The organism is Methylobacterium sp. C25 (assembly GCF_021352225.1).
GTDB lineage: Bacteria > Pseudomonadota > Alphaproteobacteria > Rhizobiales > Beijerinckiaceae > Methylobacterium.
In genome coordinates, this window is record NZ_JAAUVI010000003.1 from 561,432 (window position 1) to 577,964 (window position 16,533).

Annotated in this window: 16 protein-coding genes; 4 read left to right on the top strand and 12 right to left on the bottom strand. The window is 67.6% G+C overall.

What is annotated here, in order from left to right; all coding sequences use genetic code 11:
* Positions 1-7: 7 nt before the first annotated feature.
* Together HCU64_RS12510 and HCU64_RS12515 are read right to left on the bottom strand one after the other, a co-directional pair.
* On the bottom strand, positions 8-1,681 hold the full coding sequence (locus tag HCU64_RS12510) for a formate--tetrahydrofolate ligase (protein WP_233384241.1): 1,674 nt from the start codon (positions 1,679-1,681) through the stop codon (positions 8-10).
* 188 nt (positions 1,682-1,869) lie between these two features.
* Positions 1,870-3,189: an aspartate aminotransferase family protein gene (locus HCU64_RS12515; protein WP_233384242.1), complete on the bottom strand. Its 1,320-nt coding sequence runs from the start codon at positions 3,187-3,189 to the stop codon at positions 1,870-1,872.
* 254 nt (positions 3,190-3,443) lie between these two features.
* Between HCU64_RS12515 and HCU64_RS12520 the strand changes: the two genes are divergently transcribed.
* The 4 genes from HCU64_RS12520 to HCU64_RS12535 are packed head-to-tail and all read left to right on the top strand — an operon-like array spanning position 3,444 to position 6,268.
* On the top strand, positions 3,444-3,923 hold the full coding sequence (locus tag HCU64_RS12520) for a DUF2948 family protein (protein ID WP_233384243.1): 480 nt from the start codon (positions 3,444-3,446) through the stop codon (positions 3,921-3,923).
* Complete coding sequence (gene hisD / locus HCU64_RS12525) at positions 3,920-5,215, top strand: histidinol dehydrogenase (protein ID WP_233384244.1); 1,296 nt, start codon at positions 3,920-3,922, stop codon at positions 5,213-5,215. The genes HCU64_RS12520 and hisD overlap by 4 nt, the downstream gene beginning before the upstream one ends.
* A gap of 40 nt (positions 5,216-5,255) precedes the next feature.
* Positions 5,256-5,762: a UPF0262 family protein gene (locus tag HCU64_RS12530; protein WP_233384245.1), complete on the top strand. Its 507-nt coding sequence runs from the start codon at positions 5,256-5,258 to the stop codon at positions 5,760-5,762.
* Between the two features lie 32 nt (positions 5,763-5,794).
* Complete coding sequence (locus HCU64_RS12535) at positions 5,795-6,268, top strand: arsenate-mycothiol transferase ArsC (RefSeq protein ID WP_233384246.1); 474 nt, start codon at positions 5,795-5,797, stop codon at positions 6,266-6,268.
* Here HCU64_RS12535 and HCU64_RS12540 read toward each other — a convergent pair.
* The 10 genes from HCU64_RS12540 to HCU64_RS12585 form a co-directional block, all read right to left on the bottom strand.
* Positions 6,251-6,448: a hypothetical protein gene (locus HCU64_RS12540; protein WP_233384247.1), complete on the bottom strand. Its 198-nt coding sequence runs from the start codon at positions 6,446-6,448 to the stop codon at positions 6,251-6,253. The two genes, HCU64_RS12535 and HCU64_RS12540, sit on opposite strands and share 18 nt — an antisense overlap.
* Positions 6,449-6,676: 228 nt before the next feature.
* Positions 6,677-7,543 carry a C40 family peptidase gene (locus HCU64_RS12545; RefSeq protein ID WP_233384248.1) on the bottom strand — a complete coding sequence of 289 codons (867 nt, stop codon included), beginning with the start codon at positions 7,541-7,543 and terminating at the stop codon, positions 6,677-6,679.
* Between the two features lie 59 nt (positions 7,544-7,602).
* Complete coding sequence (locus HCU64_RS12550; protein ID WP_233384249.1) at positions 7,603-7,779, bottom strand: hypothetical protein; 177 nt, start codon at positions 7,777-7,779, stop codon at positions 7,603-7,605.
* Positions 7,780-7,841: 62 nt separating this feature from the next.
* Positions 7,842-8,546, bottom strand: coding sequence for a response regulator (locus HCU64_RS12555; RefSeq protein ID WP_233384250.1), 705 nt, complete (start codon positions 8,544-8,546; stop codon positions 7,842-7,844).
* A gap of 7 nt (positions 8,547-8,553) precedes the next feature.
* Complete coding sequence (locus HCU64_RS12560; protein WP_233384251.1) at positions 8,554-11,277, bottom strand: sensor histidine kinase; 2,724 nt, start codon at positions 11,275-11,277, stop codon at positions 8,554-8,556.
* A gap of 23 nt (positions 11,278-11,300) precedes the next feature.
* Positions 11,301-11,906 carry a K(+)-transporting ATPase subunit C gene (locus HCU64_RS12565; protein WP_233384253.1) on the bottom strand — a complete coding sequence of 202 codons (606 nt, stop codon included), beginning with the start codon at positions 11,904-11,906 and terminating at the stop codon, positions 11,301-11,303.
* 18 nt (positions 11,907-11,924) lie between these two features.
* On the bottom strand, positions 11,925-14,015 hold the full coding sequence (gene kdpB, locus HCU64_RS12570) for a potassium-transporting ATPase subunit KdpB (protein ID WP_233384254.1): 2,091 nt from the start codon (positions 14,013-14,015) through the stop codon (positions 11,925-11,927).
* Between the two features lie 59 nt (positions 14,016-14,074).
* On the bottom strand, positions 14,075-14,254 hold the full coding sequence (locus HCU64_RS12575; protein WP_233384255.1) for a hypothetical protein: 180 nt from the start codon (positions 14,252-14,254) through the stop codon (positions 14,075-14,077).
* Position 14,255: 1 nt separating this feature from the next.
* Positions 14,256-15,971 carry a potassium-transporting ATPase subunit KdpA gene (kdpA, locus tag HCU64_RS12580; RefSeq protein WP_233384256.1) on the bottom strand — a complete coding sequence of 572 codons (1,716 nt, stop codon included), beginning with the start codon at positions 15,969-15,971 and terminating at the stop codon, positions 14,256-14,258.
* A 26-nt stretch (positions 15,972-15,997) separates the two neighbouring features.
* On the bottom strand, positions 15,998-16,087 hold the full coding sequence (locus HCU64_RS12585) for a K(+)-transporting ATPase subunit F (protein ID WP_233384257.1): 90 nt from the start codon (positions 16,085-16,087) through the stop codon (positions 15,998-16,000).
* Between the last annotated feature and the right edge of the window lie 446 nt (positions 16,088-16,533).

A 16,533-nucleotide genomic window follows, 5' to 3' on the forward strand; every position in this document is an offset into this window, starting at 1 on the left:
GTAAAGGCTAGAACAACCCGTCGATCTGGCCGTTCTCGTCGAGCCGGATCGTGTCCGCGGCCGGGACCTTGGGCAGGCCCGGCATCGTCATGATCTCTCCGCAGATCACCACCACGAAGCCGGCGCCGGCCGAAAGGCGGACGTCGCGCACGGTGATGGTGTGGCCTGACGGTGCGCCCATCAGGGTGGGGTCGGTCGAGAACGAGTACTGCGTCTTGGCCATGCAGACCGGCAGGTCGCCGTAGCCGTCCTTCTCGAAGCCGGCGAGCTTGGTGGCGGCCTTGCCGTCGATGGAGATGCCGGAGGCGCCGTAGAGCTTGGTGGCGATCGCCTTCACCTTGTCGGCGAGCTTAGCGCTCGTGTCGTAGGCGAAGGTCAGCGGCTTCTGCTCGCCCTCGGCGAGCTTCACCACCGCGTTGGCGAGGCCCTCGGCGCCGGCACCGCCATCCGCCCAGTGCTTGCAGGTGATCGCCTCGACCTGGAGCTTCTCCTTGCACAGCCCCTTGAGCTTGTCGTGCTCGGCGTCGGTGTCCTGGAAGAAGTGGTTCACGCCGACCACGACCGGCAGGCCGAAGCTGCGCACGTTCTCGACGTGGCGGGCGAGGTTGGCAAAGCCCTTCTCCAGCGCCTCGAGGTTCTCGGTGGCGAGGCTCTTCTTGTCGACGCCGCCATGCATCTTGAGCGCGCGGATCGTGGCGACGATCACCACGGCCGAGGGCTGCAGGCCGGTCTGCCGGCACTTGATGTCGAGGAACTTCTCGGCGCCGAGATCGGCGCCGAAGCCGGCTTCCGTCACCACGTAATCGGCGAGCTTGAGGCCGGTCTGAGTAGCGATCACCGAATTGCAGCCATGGGCGATGTTGGCGAAGGGGCCGCCATGGATCAGGGCCGGGTTGCCCTCGAGCGTCTGCACGAGGTTCGGCTGCAGGGCGTCCTTGAGTAGCACCGTCATGGCGCCCGTCGCCTTGACCTGAGCGAGCGTCACCGGCTTGCGGTCGCGGGTCTCGGCGATGACGATCTTGCCGAGGCGCGCTTCGAGGTCGGCGAGGTCCTTGGCGAGGCAGAACACCGCCATGACCTCGGAGGCCACGGTGATGTCGAACCCGTCCTCGCGAGGAAAGCCGTTGGCGACACCGCCAAGCGACTGATTGATGGCGCGCAGGGCCCGGTCGTTCATGTCGACGACGCGGCGCCAGTGGATGCGGCGCACGTCGATGTTGAGCTCGTTCGCCCAATAGATGTGGTTGTCGATCAGCGCCGCGGCGAGCGAGTGCGCCGAGGTGATGGCGTGGAAGTCGCCGGTGAAGTGCAGGTTGATCTGCTCCATCGGCACGACCTGGGCCTTGCCGCCGCCGGCCGCGCCGCCCTTCATGCCGAAGCAGGGGCCGAGCGAGGGCTCGCGCAGGCAGGCCACCGTCTTCTTGCCGACGCGGTTCAGCGCGTCCGACAGGCCGACCGTCGTCGTGGTCTTGCCCTCGCCCGCGGGGGTCGGCGAGATCGCGGTGACGAGGACGAGCTTGCCCTGGCTCTTGCCGTCGAGCGACTTGATGAAGCCGTGGTCGATTTTGGCGATGTGCTTGCCGTAATTGTGCAGCGCCTCGTCCGGAATGCCAATCTTGGCGGCGACCTCGGCGATGGGCTTCAGGGTCGCCGCGCGGGCGATCTCGATATCAGAGGGCATTTCCGATCCTCGTGTTCTTGGTTGCCGGCCATCGCCGGGATCTCGGGGGCACGCGCGGGCGCACGCGGCCATGCATCGAGATCCTCAGCGGCCGAGATAAGGGCTTCTGCTTGTTTTGGTCGAGAGCGCAGAGAAAAGCATCTCGGACTTTTTGGAGATGCATGCGAAATTTTGTTTGAGAACTCGTTTCAAGCCGAAGCCCGGAGCACTGCTCGCGTCTTGTCCACGAATTCGCCGATCTGGTCTTCGTTGACGATCAGCGCCGGGCACAGCGCCAGCGTATCGCCCGAGACGCGGATGACGAGATCACTCTCGTTGAAGGCGTGGACCATGGCCTCGTAGCCCCGCGCGCCCGGCGAATCGGCCCTCGCTGCGAGATCGATGGCGGCCGCGAGGCCGACGACGCGGATGTCGAGCACATTGGGCTCCTCGCGCAGGCTCATCATGGCTTTTGCAAAGATCGGTTCCCGCGCACGCGCCTGCTTGAACAGCCCCTCGTCCCGGTAGAGGTCGAGCGTGGTGAGCCCGGCGGCGCAGGCCAGCGGATGGCCGGAATAGGTGTAGCCATGAAATAGCTCGATCGCACGCTCCGGCCCCTGCATCAGCGCCGTGTGGATCCCTTCGCGCACGATCACACCGCCGAGCGGGACGGTGCCGTTGGTCACGCCTTTCGCAAAGCAGATCATGTCTGGCGTCACGCCATAGCGCTCGGCAGCGAAGGCGAATCCGAGCCGGCCGAAGCCGGTGATGACCTCATCGAAGATCAGCAGGATGCCGTGTCGGTCGCAAATGCCGCGCAGCCGCTGCAGGTAGCCCTTCGGTGGCGCGAGCACGCCGGTCGAGCCTGCCATGGGCTCTACGATCACCGCGCAGATCGTCGAGGCGTCGTTCAAGGCGACGATCCGCTCCATTTCGTCGGCCAAATGCACGCCCCAGTCGGGTTCGCCGACGGAAAAGGCTTGATGCTCGCGATCGTAGGTGTGCGGCAGGTGATCGATCCCCGAAAGGCCGTGCCCGAACGCCTTGCGATTGGCCGGGAGACCGCCGACCGAGATGCCGCCGAAACCGGTGCCGTGATAGCCGCGCTCGCGTCCGATCAGCCGGGTGCGGCCGCCCTCCCCTCGGGCATGGCGATAGGCCAGCGCGATCTTGAGGGCCGTATCGACCGATTCCGAACCGGAATTGCAGAAGAAGACGTGGTCGAGGTCGCCAGGCGCCAGTTCGGCGATCCGTGAGGCGAGCGCGAAGGCGCCTTCATGACCGAACTGGAACGGCGGGGCATAGTCGAGCCGCGCGGCCTGGTCCTGGATCGCGGCAACGATCGGTGCGCGATTGTGCCCGGCATTGCAGCACCAGAGGCCGGAGATGCCGTCGAGCAGCTGTCGCCCGTCCGGCGTGCGGTAATACATGCCCTCTGCGCTCGCGATCATGCGCAGATCCCGCTTGGCCGCACGATTGGCCGTGAAGGGCATCCACCAGGCGTCGAGGTCGTTGCGGGGAGTGCTCATGCCAGCCTCTCGCGATCATCTTCATGCAGGTGATCGCATGCCGTCCGATCAACAGTCACGATGAGGACGACGCGATCCGAGGGCCATTCGCACACTACCTGTCATGCACCGGCGGAATTGGGAGGAGGTGGCACGGCCACGATCGATCGTTCCACCCCAGTGGAGTTGCCCAGGCCGAGGGGCCTCGCTACCTACACGCCGATGATTGTCCGGGTCGCCGCACGATCCGGACACCCAGCCCCGCCGGAGCCCTCGTGGAGCTTCTCAAACTCGCTGCCCTCGACGCCGAAGACCTCGCCGTCATCTCCGCAAACCTCCAGGACGCAATCCTGCGGACGGGCGATCTCGCCTGGCTTGCTGGCGAGCACCGGTTCGTGCTGGTGGCGCGCCGCTTCGACCGTTCGACCGACCCTGGCGAGCCTCCGCGCCGCCGCCTGGTCGGCGTCCATTTCGAGCGCGTGCTGAGCGTGAAGAGCAAAGGCATCGCCCCGGGGCAAGCCTCCGACGAGACCCTGAGCCTGCTCGCCGTCACCTTCGAGCCGGGCGAAGTGCCCTCCGGCACTGCGACCCTGGTCTTCGCCGGCGGTGGCGCGATCCGACTCGCGCTCGAATGCATCGAGATCCGTATGAAGGACCTCGGCCCCGTATGGGAAGCGGAGGGGCGCCCCGACCACGACGCCGAGCAGGCCGGACAGGCCGCGCTTAAGGGCCAGACCCGAGACATCGCATCATGATCCGCCTCGACAGCCGCGCTTCCGATTTCGGCGAGGCCTTCGCACGCCTCCTCAGCGTCAAGCGCGAGATCTCGGAGGATGTCGACGAGACCGTGCGCGGCATCATCGCCGGCGTGGTCTCCGGCGGCGATGGCGCACTTGTCGATTACAGCCGCCGCTTCGACCGCCTCGGTGAGGATTTTTCGGAAGCCACATTGCGGTTCACGGCGGACGAGATCGAGGCCGCAATGGCTCAGTGCCCGGCCGAGACGCTGGCGGCACTCCGCCTCGCCGCCGAGCGGATCGAGACCTATCACCGTCTCCAGGTGCCGAAGGATCACCTCGCCACCGACGATCTCGGCGTCACGTCGGGCTGGCGCTGGACAGCGCTCGAATCGGTCGGTCTCTATGTGCCCGGCGGGACAGCGAGCTATCCCTCTTCCGTCCTGATGAACGCGGTACCCGCGCGCGTCGCCGGCGTGCCGCGCGTCGCCATGGTGGTGCCGACGCCGGAGGGCCGGCTCAACCCGCTGGTGCTCGCCGCAGCGCAGATCTCCGGCGTCACAGAGATCTTCCGGGTGGGCGGCGCTCAGGCCGTGGCGGCCTTGGCCTATGGGACGAAGACCGTGGCGCCGGTCGCCAAGATCGTCGGACCGGGCAACGCCTATGTCGCGGCCGCCAAGCGCCGGGTGTTCGGCCAGGTCGGCATCGACATGATCGCCGGCCCTTCCGAGGTGCTGATCCTCGCCGACGGACACGCCAACCCCGACTGGATCGCCGCCGACCTCCTGGCCCAGGCCGAGCATGACGAAGCAGCCCAGGCGATCCTGATCACCACCTCCGACAGCTTGGCCGCACAGGTCGAGCAGGCCGTCGAGCGGGCACTTGCCCACATGTCGCGCCAAGCCATCGCTCGGGCGAGCTGGCGCGATTACGGCGCGATCATCCGCGTCCAAAACTTCGACGAGGCCGTGCCCCTGGTCGATCGGCTGGCGCCGGAACATCTCGAGATCGAGACCGAGGACGCCGAGGAACTCTCTCTCAAAATCCGCAATGCTGGCGCGATCTTCCTCGGCTCGCACACGCCGGAGGCGATCGGCGACTATGTCGGCGGCCCGAACCACGTGCTGCCCACCGCCCGCTCTGCGCGATTCTCATCGGGACTTTCGGTGCTCGATTTCATGAAGCGCACCTCGATCTTGCGTTGCGATCCTGCAGCGCTGAGAGCGCTCGGCCCGGCGGCGATCGCTCTCGGCCAGTCCGAAGGCCTCGACGGGCACGCCCGCTCGGTCGCGATCCGCTTAAACCTCTGATAGGCGTTTCCAGACGCGAAGCTGAGAGAAGGCGACGGCGATGCCGGCCGAAGCGGACAAAGCGACAGATACCGACGCCTCGAGCAACCGCCTCGCGGCGGTAAGCCTCGACGAGGCCTCGATCAGCCGTGGCAATCCCGACCAGGAGCATGAGCGCGCCATCGCGATCTTCGACATCCTAGAGGAAAACGCCTTCGCCCTGCCCGGCCGCGATCACGGCCCCTATGCACTGGTAATCGGGCTGGTCGAGAACAAGCTGTCCCTGGCGATCTCGACTGAAAGCGGCGAGCCGGTGATGACCCACCTGCTCTCGCTCTCGCCGTTCCGGCGGGTGATCCGCGACTACGAGATGGTCTGCGAGAGCTATTACAGCGCCATCCGCACTGCCTCGCCGACGCAGATCGAGGCGATCGACATGGGTCGGCGCGGCCTGCACAACGAGGCCTCGGAACTTCTGAAGCAGCGTCTCGACGGTAAGGTCGATCTCGACCACCAGACCGCCCGGCGGCTGTTCACCCTGGTCTTCGCCTTGCATTGGAAGGGCTGATGGGCGTGCGCCGCGCGTCCTGAGGAACCGGCATGGCGGACGAGGCTCCCCCCGGCGGTCCGGCGAAGAAACGGCGGGTCCAGGCCGTGCTGTTCATGTGCAACTTCAACGCCGTGCGCTCCCTCGCGGCGGAGGCCATCGCGCGGCATTATTTCGGCAAGTCGATCTACGTGCAGTCGGCCGGCATACGCGTTGGCGAGCCGAGCGATCCGTTCATGGTATCGGCCCTCGACGAGATCGGTATCGATGCCTCGCGCCATAAGCCGCGCACGGTCGAGCAGCTGGAAGAGTGGGAGGGCCTGAACTTCGACCTGATCGTCACGCTCTCACCGGAAGCCCACCACAAGGCGATCGCGCTGACGCACACGCTCGCGGCCGACGTCGAATACTGGCCAACGCCAGACCCGACGCTCAAACAGGATGGCACACGCGAGCAGCGTCTCGACGGCTACCGCGATGTTCGCGACGGGCTGACCTATCGGATCAAGTCACGATTGAAAGGATGAGCCCTGCTGCTCGTTCCGCACCGGCGCAGCGGCCGCTGCAGAAGCGGCGCGCTCGGCCCAGGACGCGCGCACATCCTTGATCATCTGCGTGATGAACATCTCGAACGACATGTACGAGAAGATCGCGATGCAGATCAGAAGGGCGAGAGAGACCAGGGTCTTGGCGGTTGCGACGTCCACGGCGAAATGTCCAAACACGATGTGTCAGGCGAATGTCTGAATAGGGAGGCCTGAATTCCCTTGCGCTCAGCGCATGGGATTCATATGACCCCGCCACGTTCCGAACGGCGTGCGCAGACGCACCTCGCTCAGCTCGACATCAGCGCTTGCACGCGCGTCCTAAGATTCTACGAAAATCAGCGACTCAATTCGCGAGTGGTCGTCTGATCACCGCGCGAATTGGACAGTTTATTCCGCAGTTTGCGAAAGTCGTCGGATCGAAGTGACGGCGCCAAAACTCTTTACGGCGATGCGCTCCACCGCTTCACGCAGCGGCTCGACGGCTACACTCATATGATGGCCGTTGGCATGTATCAGCCGGTCGGCATCGAGCATAAGGCCGACATGCCCCTTCCAGAACACGAGATCGCCGCGCTGCAGGCCGTCGAGGTCCGGAGGAAGCGCCTCGCCGAGCGCTGACTCCTGCATGTCGGTGTCACGCGGGCAGGCCATGCCGGCCATCAGCAGCGAGAGTTGCACCAGCCCCGAGCAATCGAGCCCGAGGCTGGTCCGCCCCCCCCAGAGGTACGGCGTGCCGAAGAGGCGTTCGGCAGTCGCGCAGTAATCGGGCTGCCGATACTGCACGTCACCCGCATGCGCCGCGAAGATATAGGCGCCCGGTCGGACGCGCAGGAAATCACCCTCGCGATCGGCCGCGGCAAAGGTCGCACCGAGGCTGAGATGGCCGACATTCGGCCGCTTCATATTGGCTGCCGGGTATAGAAAGGTCCGCAGGGCCGTGACCCGGTGCGTCGGCTGCGGATCGGCTGGGCCGAGTGCGTCCTCGGGAAGGTAGCCGACATAGCCATCGAGCCCGAGCTGAACGAAGGCGAACCCGTCCTTAGCGTCGTAGAGCGTCACGGGTTCGCCCATGACGGCCTCTGTCTCGTAGCCGGCTGCATGATCCGGTCGTTTGCGCAACGGCGCGGATCCCGTCACGACGCGACGCGCCTCGCCTGCCACGAACCGCTCGGCCTCAATGAAGCCCTTCAGGTGCAGAGCGGCCAAATCCGGCCGCGCGGGCGTGAGGCGAGGATCGCGGACATCGAGCGTCATGCCCGCGATCCGATGACGAACGCGTCCGATAAGTCAACGAGCCGGGTCGGCAACCTCGGCTAGTGCCGAGTGTCGACCACCATCTTCGGCGGGTCCGCCTCTTCGTCGGCCGTATAGCCCTCCAGCCAATCGAGGCTGTCCTGCGAGCCGGCACGGTAAGGGTTGGATGAATCCGGCTCATGCGCCGCCTTGGCGGCCCGGCCTTCGTCGTAGATCGTCTGGGAATGAATGAGCATAATCGTGCCCTCCTGTTCCGAGAGGACAAAGCGCGGCTGCCTCGCCGGTTCCGGAGAGCGATCTACCCGGCTGCGGAAGGCTCCTCCGGCGCCTTGAGCCGGTAGCCGATGCCGGTCTCGGTGAGCAGAATGCGCGGGCGCTCGGGATCGGCCTCCAGTTTCTGGCGGAGCTGGCGCATGTAGACCCGCAGATATTGCGGATCGGCCGAGGTCGAGACCCGGCTGAGCAGCTGCGAATGGGTCAGCACCTTGCCGGCATGCTGCACCAGGATGCGCAGGAAATCGTATTCCCGCGGCGTCAGCTTCACCTCCTCCTCGTTCACGCGCACGATGCGGCGCACGAGATCGACCGACAGGCCGTCCACCTTGAAGACGGCGCGCTCCCCCTGCGTCGCCAGGCGGTGCCGCAAGGCGTTCCGCAATCGCGCCAGCAGCTCGGCCATGCCGAAGGGCTTGGTGACGTAGTCGTCGGCGCCGAGATCGAGCGCCTCGACCTTGCCCGGCTCGTCGTCGCGGCTCGACAGGACCACGACGGGCAGGTCGGGCTTGCGCTCGCGGATGGCGCGCAGCAGGTCGTGCCCGCGCATGTCGGGCAGGCCGAGATCGAGGATCGCGAGGTCGATGCCCTCGCCGGCCAGCGCATCGAGGGCAGCCTTGCCGTCGGCAGCCTCGACGATGGCATAGCCCTGCGTGGCCAGCCCCATGCGCAGCAGCTTCCGGATCGGCGGCTCGTCATCGATGACGAGGATGGTGCCGGCGGTGGTCATGAGCGCATCATGCCGCCAGCTCCGGCGCCGTTCGCCCACCCGCCTGCACCTGAAACGTCATCGAGAACACCGCGCCGCTGCGCTCGCGCCGGTTTGCGGCGGTCAGGCGGCCGCCCATGGCCTCGACGAAGCCGCGGGCGATGGCGAGGCCGAGGCCCGTGCCGGCACGGACGCGGTCTCCCTTCCGCGCCCGATAGAACTTCTCGAAGACCTTTTCGGAGTCGCCCTCGGGGAGGCCATCGCCTTCGTCGAACACGTCGAGACGCAGGCCCGCTCCGTCCCGGCGGCCGCGGACCGTCACGGTCGTGCCCTCCGGCGCGTATTTCGCGGCATTGTCGAAGAGATTCACCAGGACCTGCTCGAACAGCACCGGATCGAGCGCCACCTGCGGCAGGTCCGCGGCGAGATCCACCGAGACGTGGTGGCCCGAGAGAATCTTCTCCATGCGCCGCAAGGCGGTGGCGACGATCTCGGCCACGTCGTGCTGCGCGAGGTTCGGCGCGACCGCGCCCGCCTCGAGCCGCGTCATGTCGAGCAGGTTGGCGATGAAGCGGTTCAACCGCTCGGATTCCGCGACGATCGTCGCCAGCAGGTCGGCCTTGGACTCGCGTGGCAGGGCCTCGTCGAGATCGCGCAGGGTCGTCGCCGCGCCGAGCACCGAGGCGAGCGGCGTGCGCAGGTCGTGCGAGATCGAGGTGAGCAGCGCCTGGCGCAGTCGGTCGGTCTCGGCCGCGCGCTTGGCCTGGTCGAGATCCTCGACGAGGCGGACCCGCTCGATGGCCAGCGCGCCCATGTCGGTGAGGGCGTCGATCAGGCGCCGGCCCTCCGGCGTCAGCAGCGGACCGCTCGTATCGGAATCGAGTCCGATCACGCCGAGCGTACCCCGCCCGGTCCGCATCGGCAGAAACAGGCGCCGGGCTCCGGGAAGCGTGTCGGCACCGCGCCCAGCCGGACGGTCGTTGTCGAAGGCCCAGCGGGCGGCCGCGAGATCGGCCTCGTCGAGACGGTCCTCGGGCGGATAGCCGGCCCGCACTGCGACGCTGCCATCCTCCTCCGGCAGCACCAGCACCACGCGCACGCGCAGCATCGACGCGACCTGCGCGGCGGTGGCCCAGAGCACGTCGTCGAGGGTGCCGCAGCTCGAGAGCTTGCGGCTGAAGCCGTAGAGCCGCTCGGTGGCCGAGGCCCGCGCCTGCGAGATCACCGCCAGCTTCCGCGAGCGCGCGGCGAGATTCGAGACCAGAACCGCGACGATGGTGAAGAGCAGGAAGGCGGCGATATTCGTCGGATCTGTAATGGTGAGGGTGTAGATCGGAGGCAGGAAGAAGAAGTTGTAGGACAGCGAGGCACAGACCACCGCCGTGAGGGACGGGCCGAGCCCGAGACGCACGGCGACTGCCACGACCGCAGTCAGCAGGATCAGGTCGGCGTTCTCGACGCCAAGGAACGGCTGAAGCAGCAGGGCGAGCCCGAGCGCGACCGCCGAGGCGAGGATCGCGAGCGCATAGGGCAGCGGGGTCCGGCTGGCGACAGGGGGCGCCGTGGCCACGAGCCGATGCGGGCTGGCCGTATCTTCGACCGCCTCGCCGCTGATGACATGGACGCTGATGTTGCCGCTGCCGCGGACGAGATCGTGCACCACCGAGCCGTTCACCAGCTCGAACAGGCGCGAGCGCTCCGACTTGCCGACCACGATGTGGATCACGTTCGACGCCCGGGCATGAGCCAGCACGTCTTCCGCGATGCGCCGGCCGCCCGGGATCGTCACCGGCTCGCCGCCGAGGCGATCGGCGAGACGCAGGGCCTCGGCGATGCGGTCCCGCTCGGTCTCGTTCAGGGCGGCACTGCGCGGGCCCTCGACGGTCAGGGCGGTCCAGGGCGCATGCAGCCGGTCGGCGAGCCGCTTGGCGTAGCGCACGAGACCCTGCGAGCGCGGGTCCTCGCTCACGCAGACCAGCACGCGCTCACCCGCGCCCCAGGGACCGGAGATGGCGTTGGCCCTCATGTGGCTCAGCAGCTCGTCATCGACCCGGTCGGCCGTGCGGCGCAGGGCCAGCTCGCGCAGAGCGGTCAAGTTGCCGCGGGAAAAATAGTGGAGCAGCGCCCGCTCGGCATTCTTCGGGACGTAGACCTTTCCGTCCTTGAGGCGCTGGATCAGGTCATCCGGGTTGAGGTCGACCACCTCGATGTCGTCGGCCCGGTCGAGGATGCCGTCCGGCACCGTTTCGCGCACGCGGATGCGGGTGATCTGTGCGACGACGTCGTTCAGGCTCTCGACATGCTGGATGTTGAGCGTCGTCAGGACGTCGATACCGGCATCGAGCAGCTCCTCGACATCCTGGAAGCGCTTGGGATGGCGCGAGCCCGGCGCGTTGGTGTGGGCGAGCTCGTCCACCAGGGCCAAGGCCGGCCGGCGCGCCAGCAGCGCGTCGAGATCCATCTCCTCGAGTTGCGTGCCGTGATAGGGCACGCTGCGCCGCGGCAGCACCTCGAGGCCCTCGACCAGCGCCTCGGTCTCGGCCCGGCCATGGGTCTCGACGATGCCCACGACGACGTCGAGGCCGGCCTTCGCCTTGGCGCGGCCGACCGTGAGCATCTCGTAGGTCTTGCCCACCCCCGGCGCCGCGCCGAGGAAGACCTTCAGCCGGCCGCGTGGGCCCTCCTCCCGCCGCGCCGCATCGAGCAGCGCGTCGGGCGAGGGGCGGCTGGGATCTCTCCGCTCATCCGGCATGGGCCGAGCTTATCACCGGAACCTCACTTTCGGGCGAGATCGTCGAGGGCGATGTTGAGGGCGAGCACGTTGACCCGCGGCTCGCCGAGAACGCCGAGCCAACGGCCCTGGACCTGCGCGGCGAGGAGCCCGGCGAGCTTATCCTCCGGCACCCCACGAGCCTTGGCCACGCGTGGGATCTGGAATCGCGCGGCTTCCGGCGAGATGTCGGGGTCGAGGCCCGAGCCGCTGGTGGTGACGAGGTCGACCGGCACCGGCTGGCCGGGATTCTCCGCCTTCAGTTTCTCGACGTCGGCCTTCACGCGGTCGGCCAGCGCCGCGCTGGTGGGCCCGAGATTCGAGCCGGAGGAATTGGCCGCGTTGTAGGGGGCCGGGACGGTCTTCGCGGCGTCGGCCGGATCGGGCGCGGTTGTCGCGGAGTGGCGGCCGTGGAAGTAGCCGTCGCTGGTGAAGCTCTGGCCGATCAAGCTGGAGCCGACGACCTTGCCGTCGCGCTCGATCAGGCTGCCGGCGGCCTTGGCCGGAAAGATCACCCCGGCGATGCCGGTGACGGCGAGAGGATAGGCGAGGCCCGTGATCGCCGTCAGGGCGACGAGCAGGACGAGAGCGGGACGAAGCTGGTTCAACATGGCAGGCCTCCTCGGACCTTAAGCGAGGTGCAGGGCGTTGACCGCGAGGTCGATGACCTTGATGCCGATGAAGGGCACCAGGATGCCGCCGAGGCCGTAGATCAGCAGGTTGCGTCGGAGCAGCGAGGCGGCGCCCACGGCGCGGTAGGTCACGCCCTTCAGGGCGAGCGGGATCAGCGCGATGATGATCAGCGCGTTGAAGATGATCGCCGACAGGATCGCGCTCTGCGGCGAGGCGAGGCCCATGATGTTGAGCGCATGGAGCTGCGGATAGAGCGTCAGGAACATCGCCGGGATGATCGCGAAATACTTCGCGACGTCGTTGGCAATGGAGAAGGTCGTCAGCGCACCGCGGGTCATCAGCAGTTGCTTGCCGATGCCGACGATCTCGATGAGCTTGGTCGGGTCGCTGTCGAGGTCGACCATGTTGCCGGCCTCGCGCGCGGCGACGGTGCCGGTATTCATGGCGACGCCGACATCGGCCTGAGCGAGCGCCGGGGCGTCGTTGGTGCCGTCGCCGCACATGGCGACGAGCTTGCCCTGCGCCTGTTCCTTGCGGATCAGCGCCAGCTTGTCCTCGGGTGTGGCCTGGGCGAGGAAATCGTCGACGCCGGCCTCGGCCGCGATGGCGGCAGCAGTCATGGGGTTGTCACCGGTGATCATCAATGTGCGGATGCCCATCTGGCGCAGCTCCGCAAAGCGCTCGCGGATGCCGCCCTTCACGATGTCCTTGAGGTAGACGACGCCGAGCAGGCGGCCGTCGCGGGCGACCGCGAGCGGTGTGCCGCCGGCTTTGGCGATCTCCTCCGCGATGGCGCGGATCTCGCCCACGTCCTCGCTCTCCGCGGCTGGATGATAGGCGAGCGCCGCGCTGGAGCCGCGCGTCGCCATCGGCTGACCGGTGACGGAGGCGATGACGGAATCGACGGCGCCCTTTCGGATCGAGGAGCCGTCGAGGTCGACGCCCGACATGCGCGACTGCGCGGTGAAGGGCACGAAGGTGGCGTTGAGGCCCGCCATGTCGCGGGCGCGGATGCCGTAATTCTCCTTGGCGAGCACCACGATGGAGCGGCCCTCGGGCGTTTCGTCGGCGAGGGAGGCGAGCTGGGCTGCATCGGCCAGCTCCTTCTCGGACACGCCGCGCACCGGGCGGAACTCGGTCGCCTGGCGATTGCCGAGCGTGATGGTGCCGGTCTTGTCCAGCAGCAGCGTGTCGACGTCGCCCGCCGCCTCGACGGCACGGCCGGACATGGCGAGCACGTTGAAGCGCACGAGGCGGTCCATGCCGGCGATGCCGATGGCCGATAGCAGCGCACCGATCGTCGTCGGGATCAGCGTGACAAACAGCGCCACGAGCATGATCAGCGGAATCGCGCCGCCGGCATAGCTGGCAAAGCTCGGGATCGTCGCCACCGCGAAGACGAAGACGATGGTGAGACCGGCGAGTAGGATGTTGAGCGCGATCTCGTTCGGCGTCTTCTGCCGGGAGGCGCCCTCGACGAGGGCGATCATGCGGTCGACGAAGGTCGAGCCGGCGGCCGCGGTGATGCGCACCTTGATCTCGTCCGAGAGCACCTGCGTGCCGCCGGTCACGGCCGAGCGGTCACCGCCGGATTCACGGATGACGGGGGCGGATTCGCCGGTGATCGCCGCCTCGTTGACCGAAGCGACACCCTCGATGACCTCGCCGTCGGACGGGATGAGGTCGCCGGCCTCGACCAGGACGACGTCGCCGACCTTGAGGCTGGTGCCGGGCACCGTCTCGTAGTCCCGCCCCGTCCCGGTCAGCCGCTTGGCGGTCATCTCGGTGCGCGTGCGGCGCAGGGAATCCGCCTGGGCCTTGCCGCGCCCCTCAGCGAGCGCTTCGGCAAAGTTGGCGAAGATCAGGGTGAACCAGAGCCAGAGGATGATCTGGCCCGAGAAGAACAGGTTGCTGCCGCCCGTGACGATGTCGCGGATGAACAGCACGGTGGTGAGCGCAGCCACCACCTCGACCACGAACATGACCGGGTTGCGGATCATGGAGCGCGGATCGAGCTTGCGCAGCGACCCGGAGAGCGCGGGCCCGATCAGGGCGGCGCTGAACAGGGATTGGTTCTGACGGGACATGGTCGGAGCGTCCGAAAGGGAACAAAGGGAATCGGCATCGTGCGCCGGGCCGGATCGGATCAGGTGCCGGTCGTCAGGGAGCAGGCGGCCATCAGAGCGAGGCCTCCGAGCATCGAGACGCCGAGAACCGCGAGGATCAGGTCGGAGACCCGCATGGGCGGCGTGGCGGCCGCCCGGGCGCGGGTCGGGCTGCGCGGCCTGTGCAGCCGGAGGCCCCGGATCGGGGTGCGAAGGCGCATCTCAGCCCCCCGTCGAGTAGGTCTGGCCTGCCGCGCCGGCGAGATGCTCGACGATCGGACCGAGCGCGAGCGACGGGAAGAAGGTCAGGCCGCCGACGATCAGGATGACGCCGACGAGGAGGCCGACGAACAGGCCGCCATGGGTCGGGAAGGTGCCGGCTGAGGCCGGCAGGGTCTTCTTGTCGGCGAGCGAGCCGGCGATGGCGAGCGCTGGGATGATGACGAAGAAGCGTCCGACCAGCATGCCGAGGCCCAGCGTCGTGTTGTAGAACGGCGTGTTGCCGGTGAGGCCGCCGAAGGCCGAGCCGTTGTTCGCCGCCGCCGAGGTGTAGGCGTAGAGGATCTCGGAGAAGCCATGCGGCCCGGCATTGGCGGGTCCGGCGAGGCCGGCCGCGAGGACGGTGGCGACCGCCGTTCCGCCGAGCATCATGAGCGGCAGGCAGAGCACGGCGAGCATCGCCATCTTCACCTCGCGCGCCTCGATCTTCTTACCGAGATATTCCGGCGTGCGCCCGACCATCAGGCCGGCCACGAAGATCGCGATGATGACGAAGACCAGCATGCCGTAGAGACCGGCGCCGACGCCGCCGACGATGATCTCGCCGAGCTGCATGTTGATCATCGGGATCATGCCGCCGAGCGCCGTGAAGCTGTCATGCATGGCGTTCACGGCGCCGCACGAGGCGGCGGTGGTGATCACCGCGAACAGGGCCGAGGCGGCGATGCCGAAGCGGATCTCTTTGCCTTCCATATTGCCCCCCGAGAGGCCGAGCGCGTTCAGCACCGGGCTTCCGTTGGCCTCGGAGGCGTAGGTCACGGCCACGCCGGCGAGGAACAGCACGCCCATCGCGGCGAGGATCGCCCAGCCCTGGCGCTCGTCGCCGACCATGCGGCCGAAGACGTTGGTGAGCGACGCGCCGAGGGCGAAGATCGAGGCGATCTGCACGAAGTTCGAGAGCGCGGTGGGGTTCTCGAAGGGATGCGCGGCATTGGCATTGAAGAAGCCACCGCCATTGGTGCCGAGCATCTTGATCGCCACCTGGCTCGCCACGGGGCCGACCGCGATCGTCTGCTTGGCGCCCTCCAGCGTGGTGGCGTCGACGTAGGCGCCCAGCGTCTGCGGCATGCCCTGCCAGACTAGGAACAGCGCGTATGGGATGCAGAGCGGGATCAGTACGTAGAGGGTGCAGCGGGTCAGATCGACCCAGAACGACCCGACCGTCTTCGAGGAGGCGCGGGCGAAGCCGCGGATCAGCGCCACGGCGAGCGCGATGCCGGTGGCGGCCGAGAGGAAATTCTGGTGCGTCAGACCCACCATCTGGGAGAGGTAGGAGAGCGTGCTCTCGCCGCCGTAGTTCTGCCAGTTGGTGTTCGTCAGGAAGCTGACAGCGGTGTTGAAGGCCAGATCGGGCGCCACGGCGCCCTGCTCGGCCGGGTTGAGCGGCAGCACGGCCTGCAGGCGCAGCAGCGCGTAGAGCACCAGGAAGCCGAGGGCGTGGAAGGCGAGCATGGCGAGCCCGTAGCCGAGCCAGCTCTGCTCGTGCCGCTCGTCGATGCCGGCGGTGCGATAGAGCCCGCGCTCGATCGGCGCGAGAATCGGCGAGAGTGGGGTGCGCTCTCCAGTGAAGACACGGGTCATGTACCAGCCGAGCGGCTTCACGAGCGCCAGCACGACCGCGCAGTACAGCGCGATCTGGATCCAGCCGTTGAGGGTCATGGCAGGGGAAATCCGTCAGGGGCCGCTCAGAACCGCTCGGGGCGGACGAGGGCGAAGGTGAGGTAGGCGAGGAGGCCGGCGGTCGTGAGCGCGCCGAGGACCAGATCGAGGGTCATGCGGGCCTCTCTCAGAGCCGTTCGCAGAGAAGCGCGTATCCGGTCGCCACGCCGAAGAAGGCGAGCGCTGCGGCGATGAAGACGATGTCGAGCATGGTGGTGACGTCCGGCGAGCCGATGCGGTCAGGCCGTCCGGAAGGAAGCCTGGTGCAACGACTCGTGCCGCGAAGCGCGTGAGGATTCGAGACGGGGCCGCCGGCGCGCTCATAAGGATCACGTGAGGATCGGCGCGGGGCGAGGCCGTCTACGCGTTTCAGGCCGGCTCGCGCTTACGGCGCGGAGCCGACCGTCAGGTCTCCGCTCAAAAAACTTTGCGAGACCAGTGAACCTGGCACGTTTCTGGTGCGACCCACCTTGCGAAGGGGCTGCGTGGTGCGGCTCTCGGATCAAGGATGGATGTCATGACGCGTTTGGTTCGCACGTTTGCTGCGGTTGCTGCTGTCGGC

Bases quoted from the DNA above. Each gene is read 5' to 3' on its own strand.
- HCU64_RS12510 (WP_233384241.1), bottom strand. From the start codon at position 1,681: ATGCCCTCTGATATCGAGATCGCCCGCGCGGCGACCCTGAAGCCCATC.
- HCU64_RS12515 (WP_233384242.1), bottom strand. From the start codon at position 3,189: ATGAGCACTCCCCGCAACGACCTCGACGCCTGGTGGATGCCCTTCACG.
- hisD (WP_233384244.1), top strand. From the start codon at position 3,920: ATGATCCGCCTCGACAGCCGCGCTTCCGATTTCGGCGAGGCCTTCGCA.
- HCU64_RS12530 (WP_233384245.1), top strand. From the start codon at position 5,256: ATGCCGGCCGAAGCGGACAAAGCGACAGATACCGACGCCTCGAGCAAC.
- HCU64_RS12535 (WP_233384246.1), top strand. From the start codon at position 5,795: ATGGCGGACGAGGCTCCCCCCGGCGGTCCGGCGAAGAAACGGCGGGTC.
- HCU64_RS12545 (WP_233384248.1), bottom strand. From the start codon at position 7,543: ATGACGCTCGATGTCCGCGATCCTCGCCTCACGCCCGCGCGGCCGGAT.
- HCU64_RS12550 (WP_233384249.1), bottom strand. From the start codon at position 7,779: ATGCTCATTCATTCCCAGACGATCTACGACGAAGGCCGGGCCGCCAAG.
- HCU64_RS12555 (WP_233384250.1), bottom strand. From the start codon at position 8,546: ATGACCACCGCCGGCACCATCCTCGTCATCGATGACGAGCCGCCGATC.
- HCU64_RS12560 (WP_233384251.1), bottom strand. From the start codon at position 11,277: ATGCCGGATGAGCGGAGAGATCCCAGCCGCCCCTCGCCCGACGCGCTG.
- HCU64_RS12565 (WP_233384253.1), bottom strand. From the start codon at position 11,906: ATGTTGAACCAGCTTCGTCCCGCTCTCGTCCTGCTCGTCGCCCTGACG.
- kdpB (WP_233384254.1), bottom strand. From the start codon at position 14,015: ATGTCCCGTCAGAACCAATCCCTGTTCAGCGCCGCCCTGATCGGGCCC.
- HCU64_RS12575 (WP_233384255.1), bottom strand. From the start codon at position 14,254: ATGCGCCTTCGCACCCCGATCCGGGGCCTCCGGCTGCACAGGCCGCGC.
- kdpA (WP_233384256.1), bottom strand. From the start codon at position 15,971: ATGACCCTCAACGGCTGGATCCAGATCGCGCTGTACTGCGCGGTCGTG.
- HCU64_RS12585 (WP_233384257.1), bottom strand. From the start codon at position 16,087: ATGACCCTCGATCTGGTCCTCGGCGCGCTCACGACCGCCGGCCTCCTC.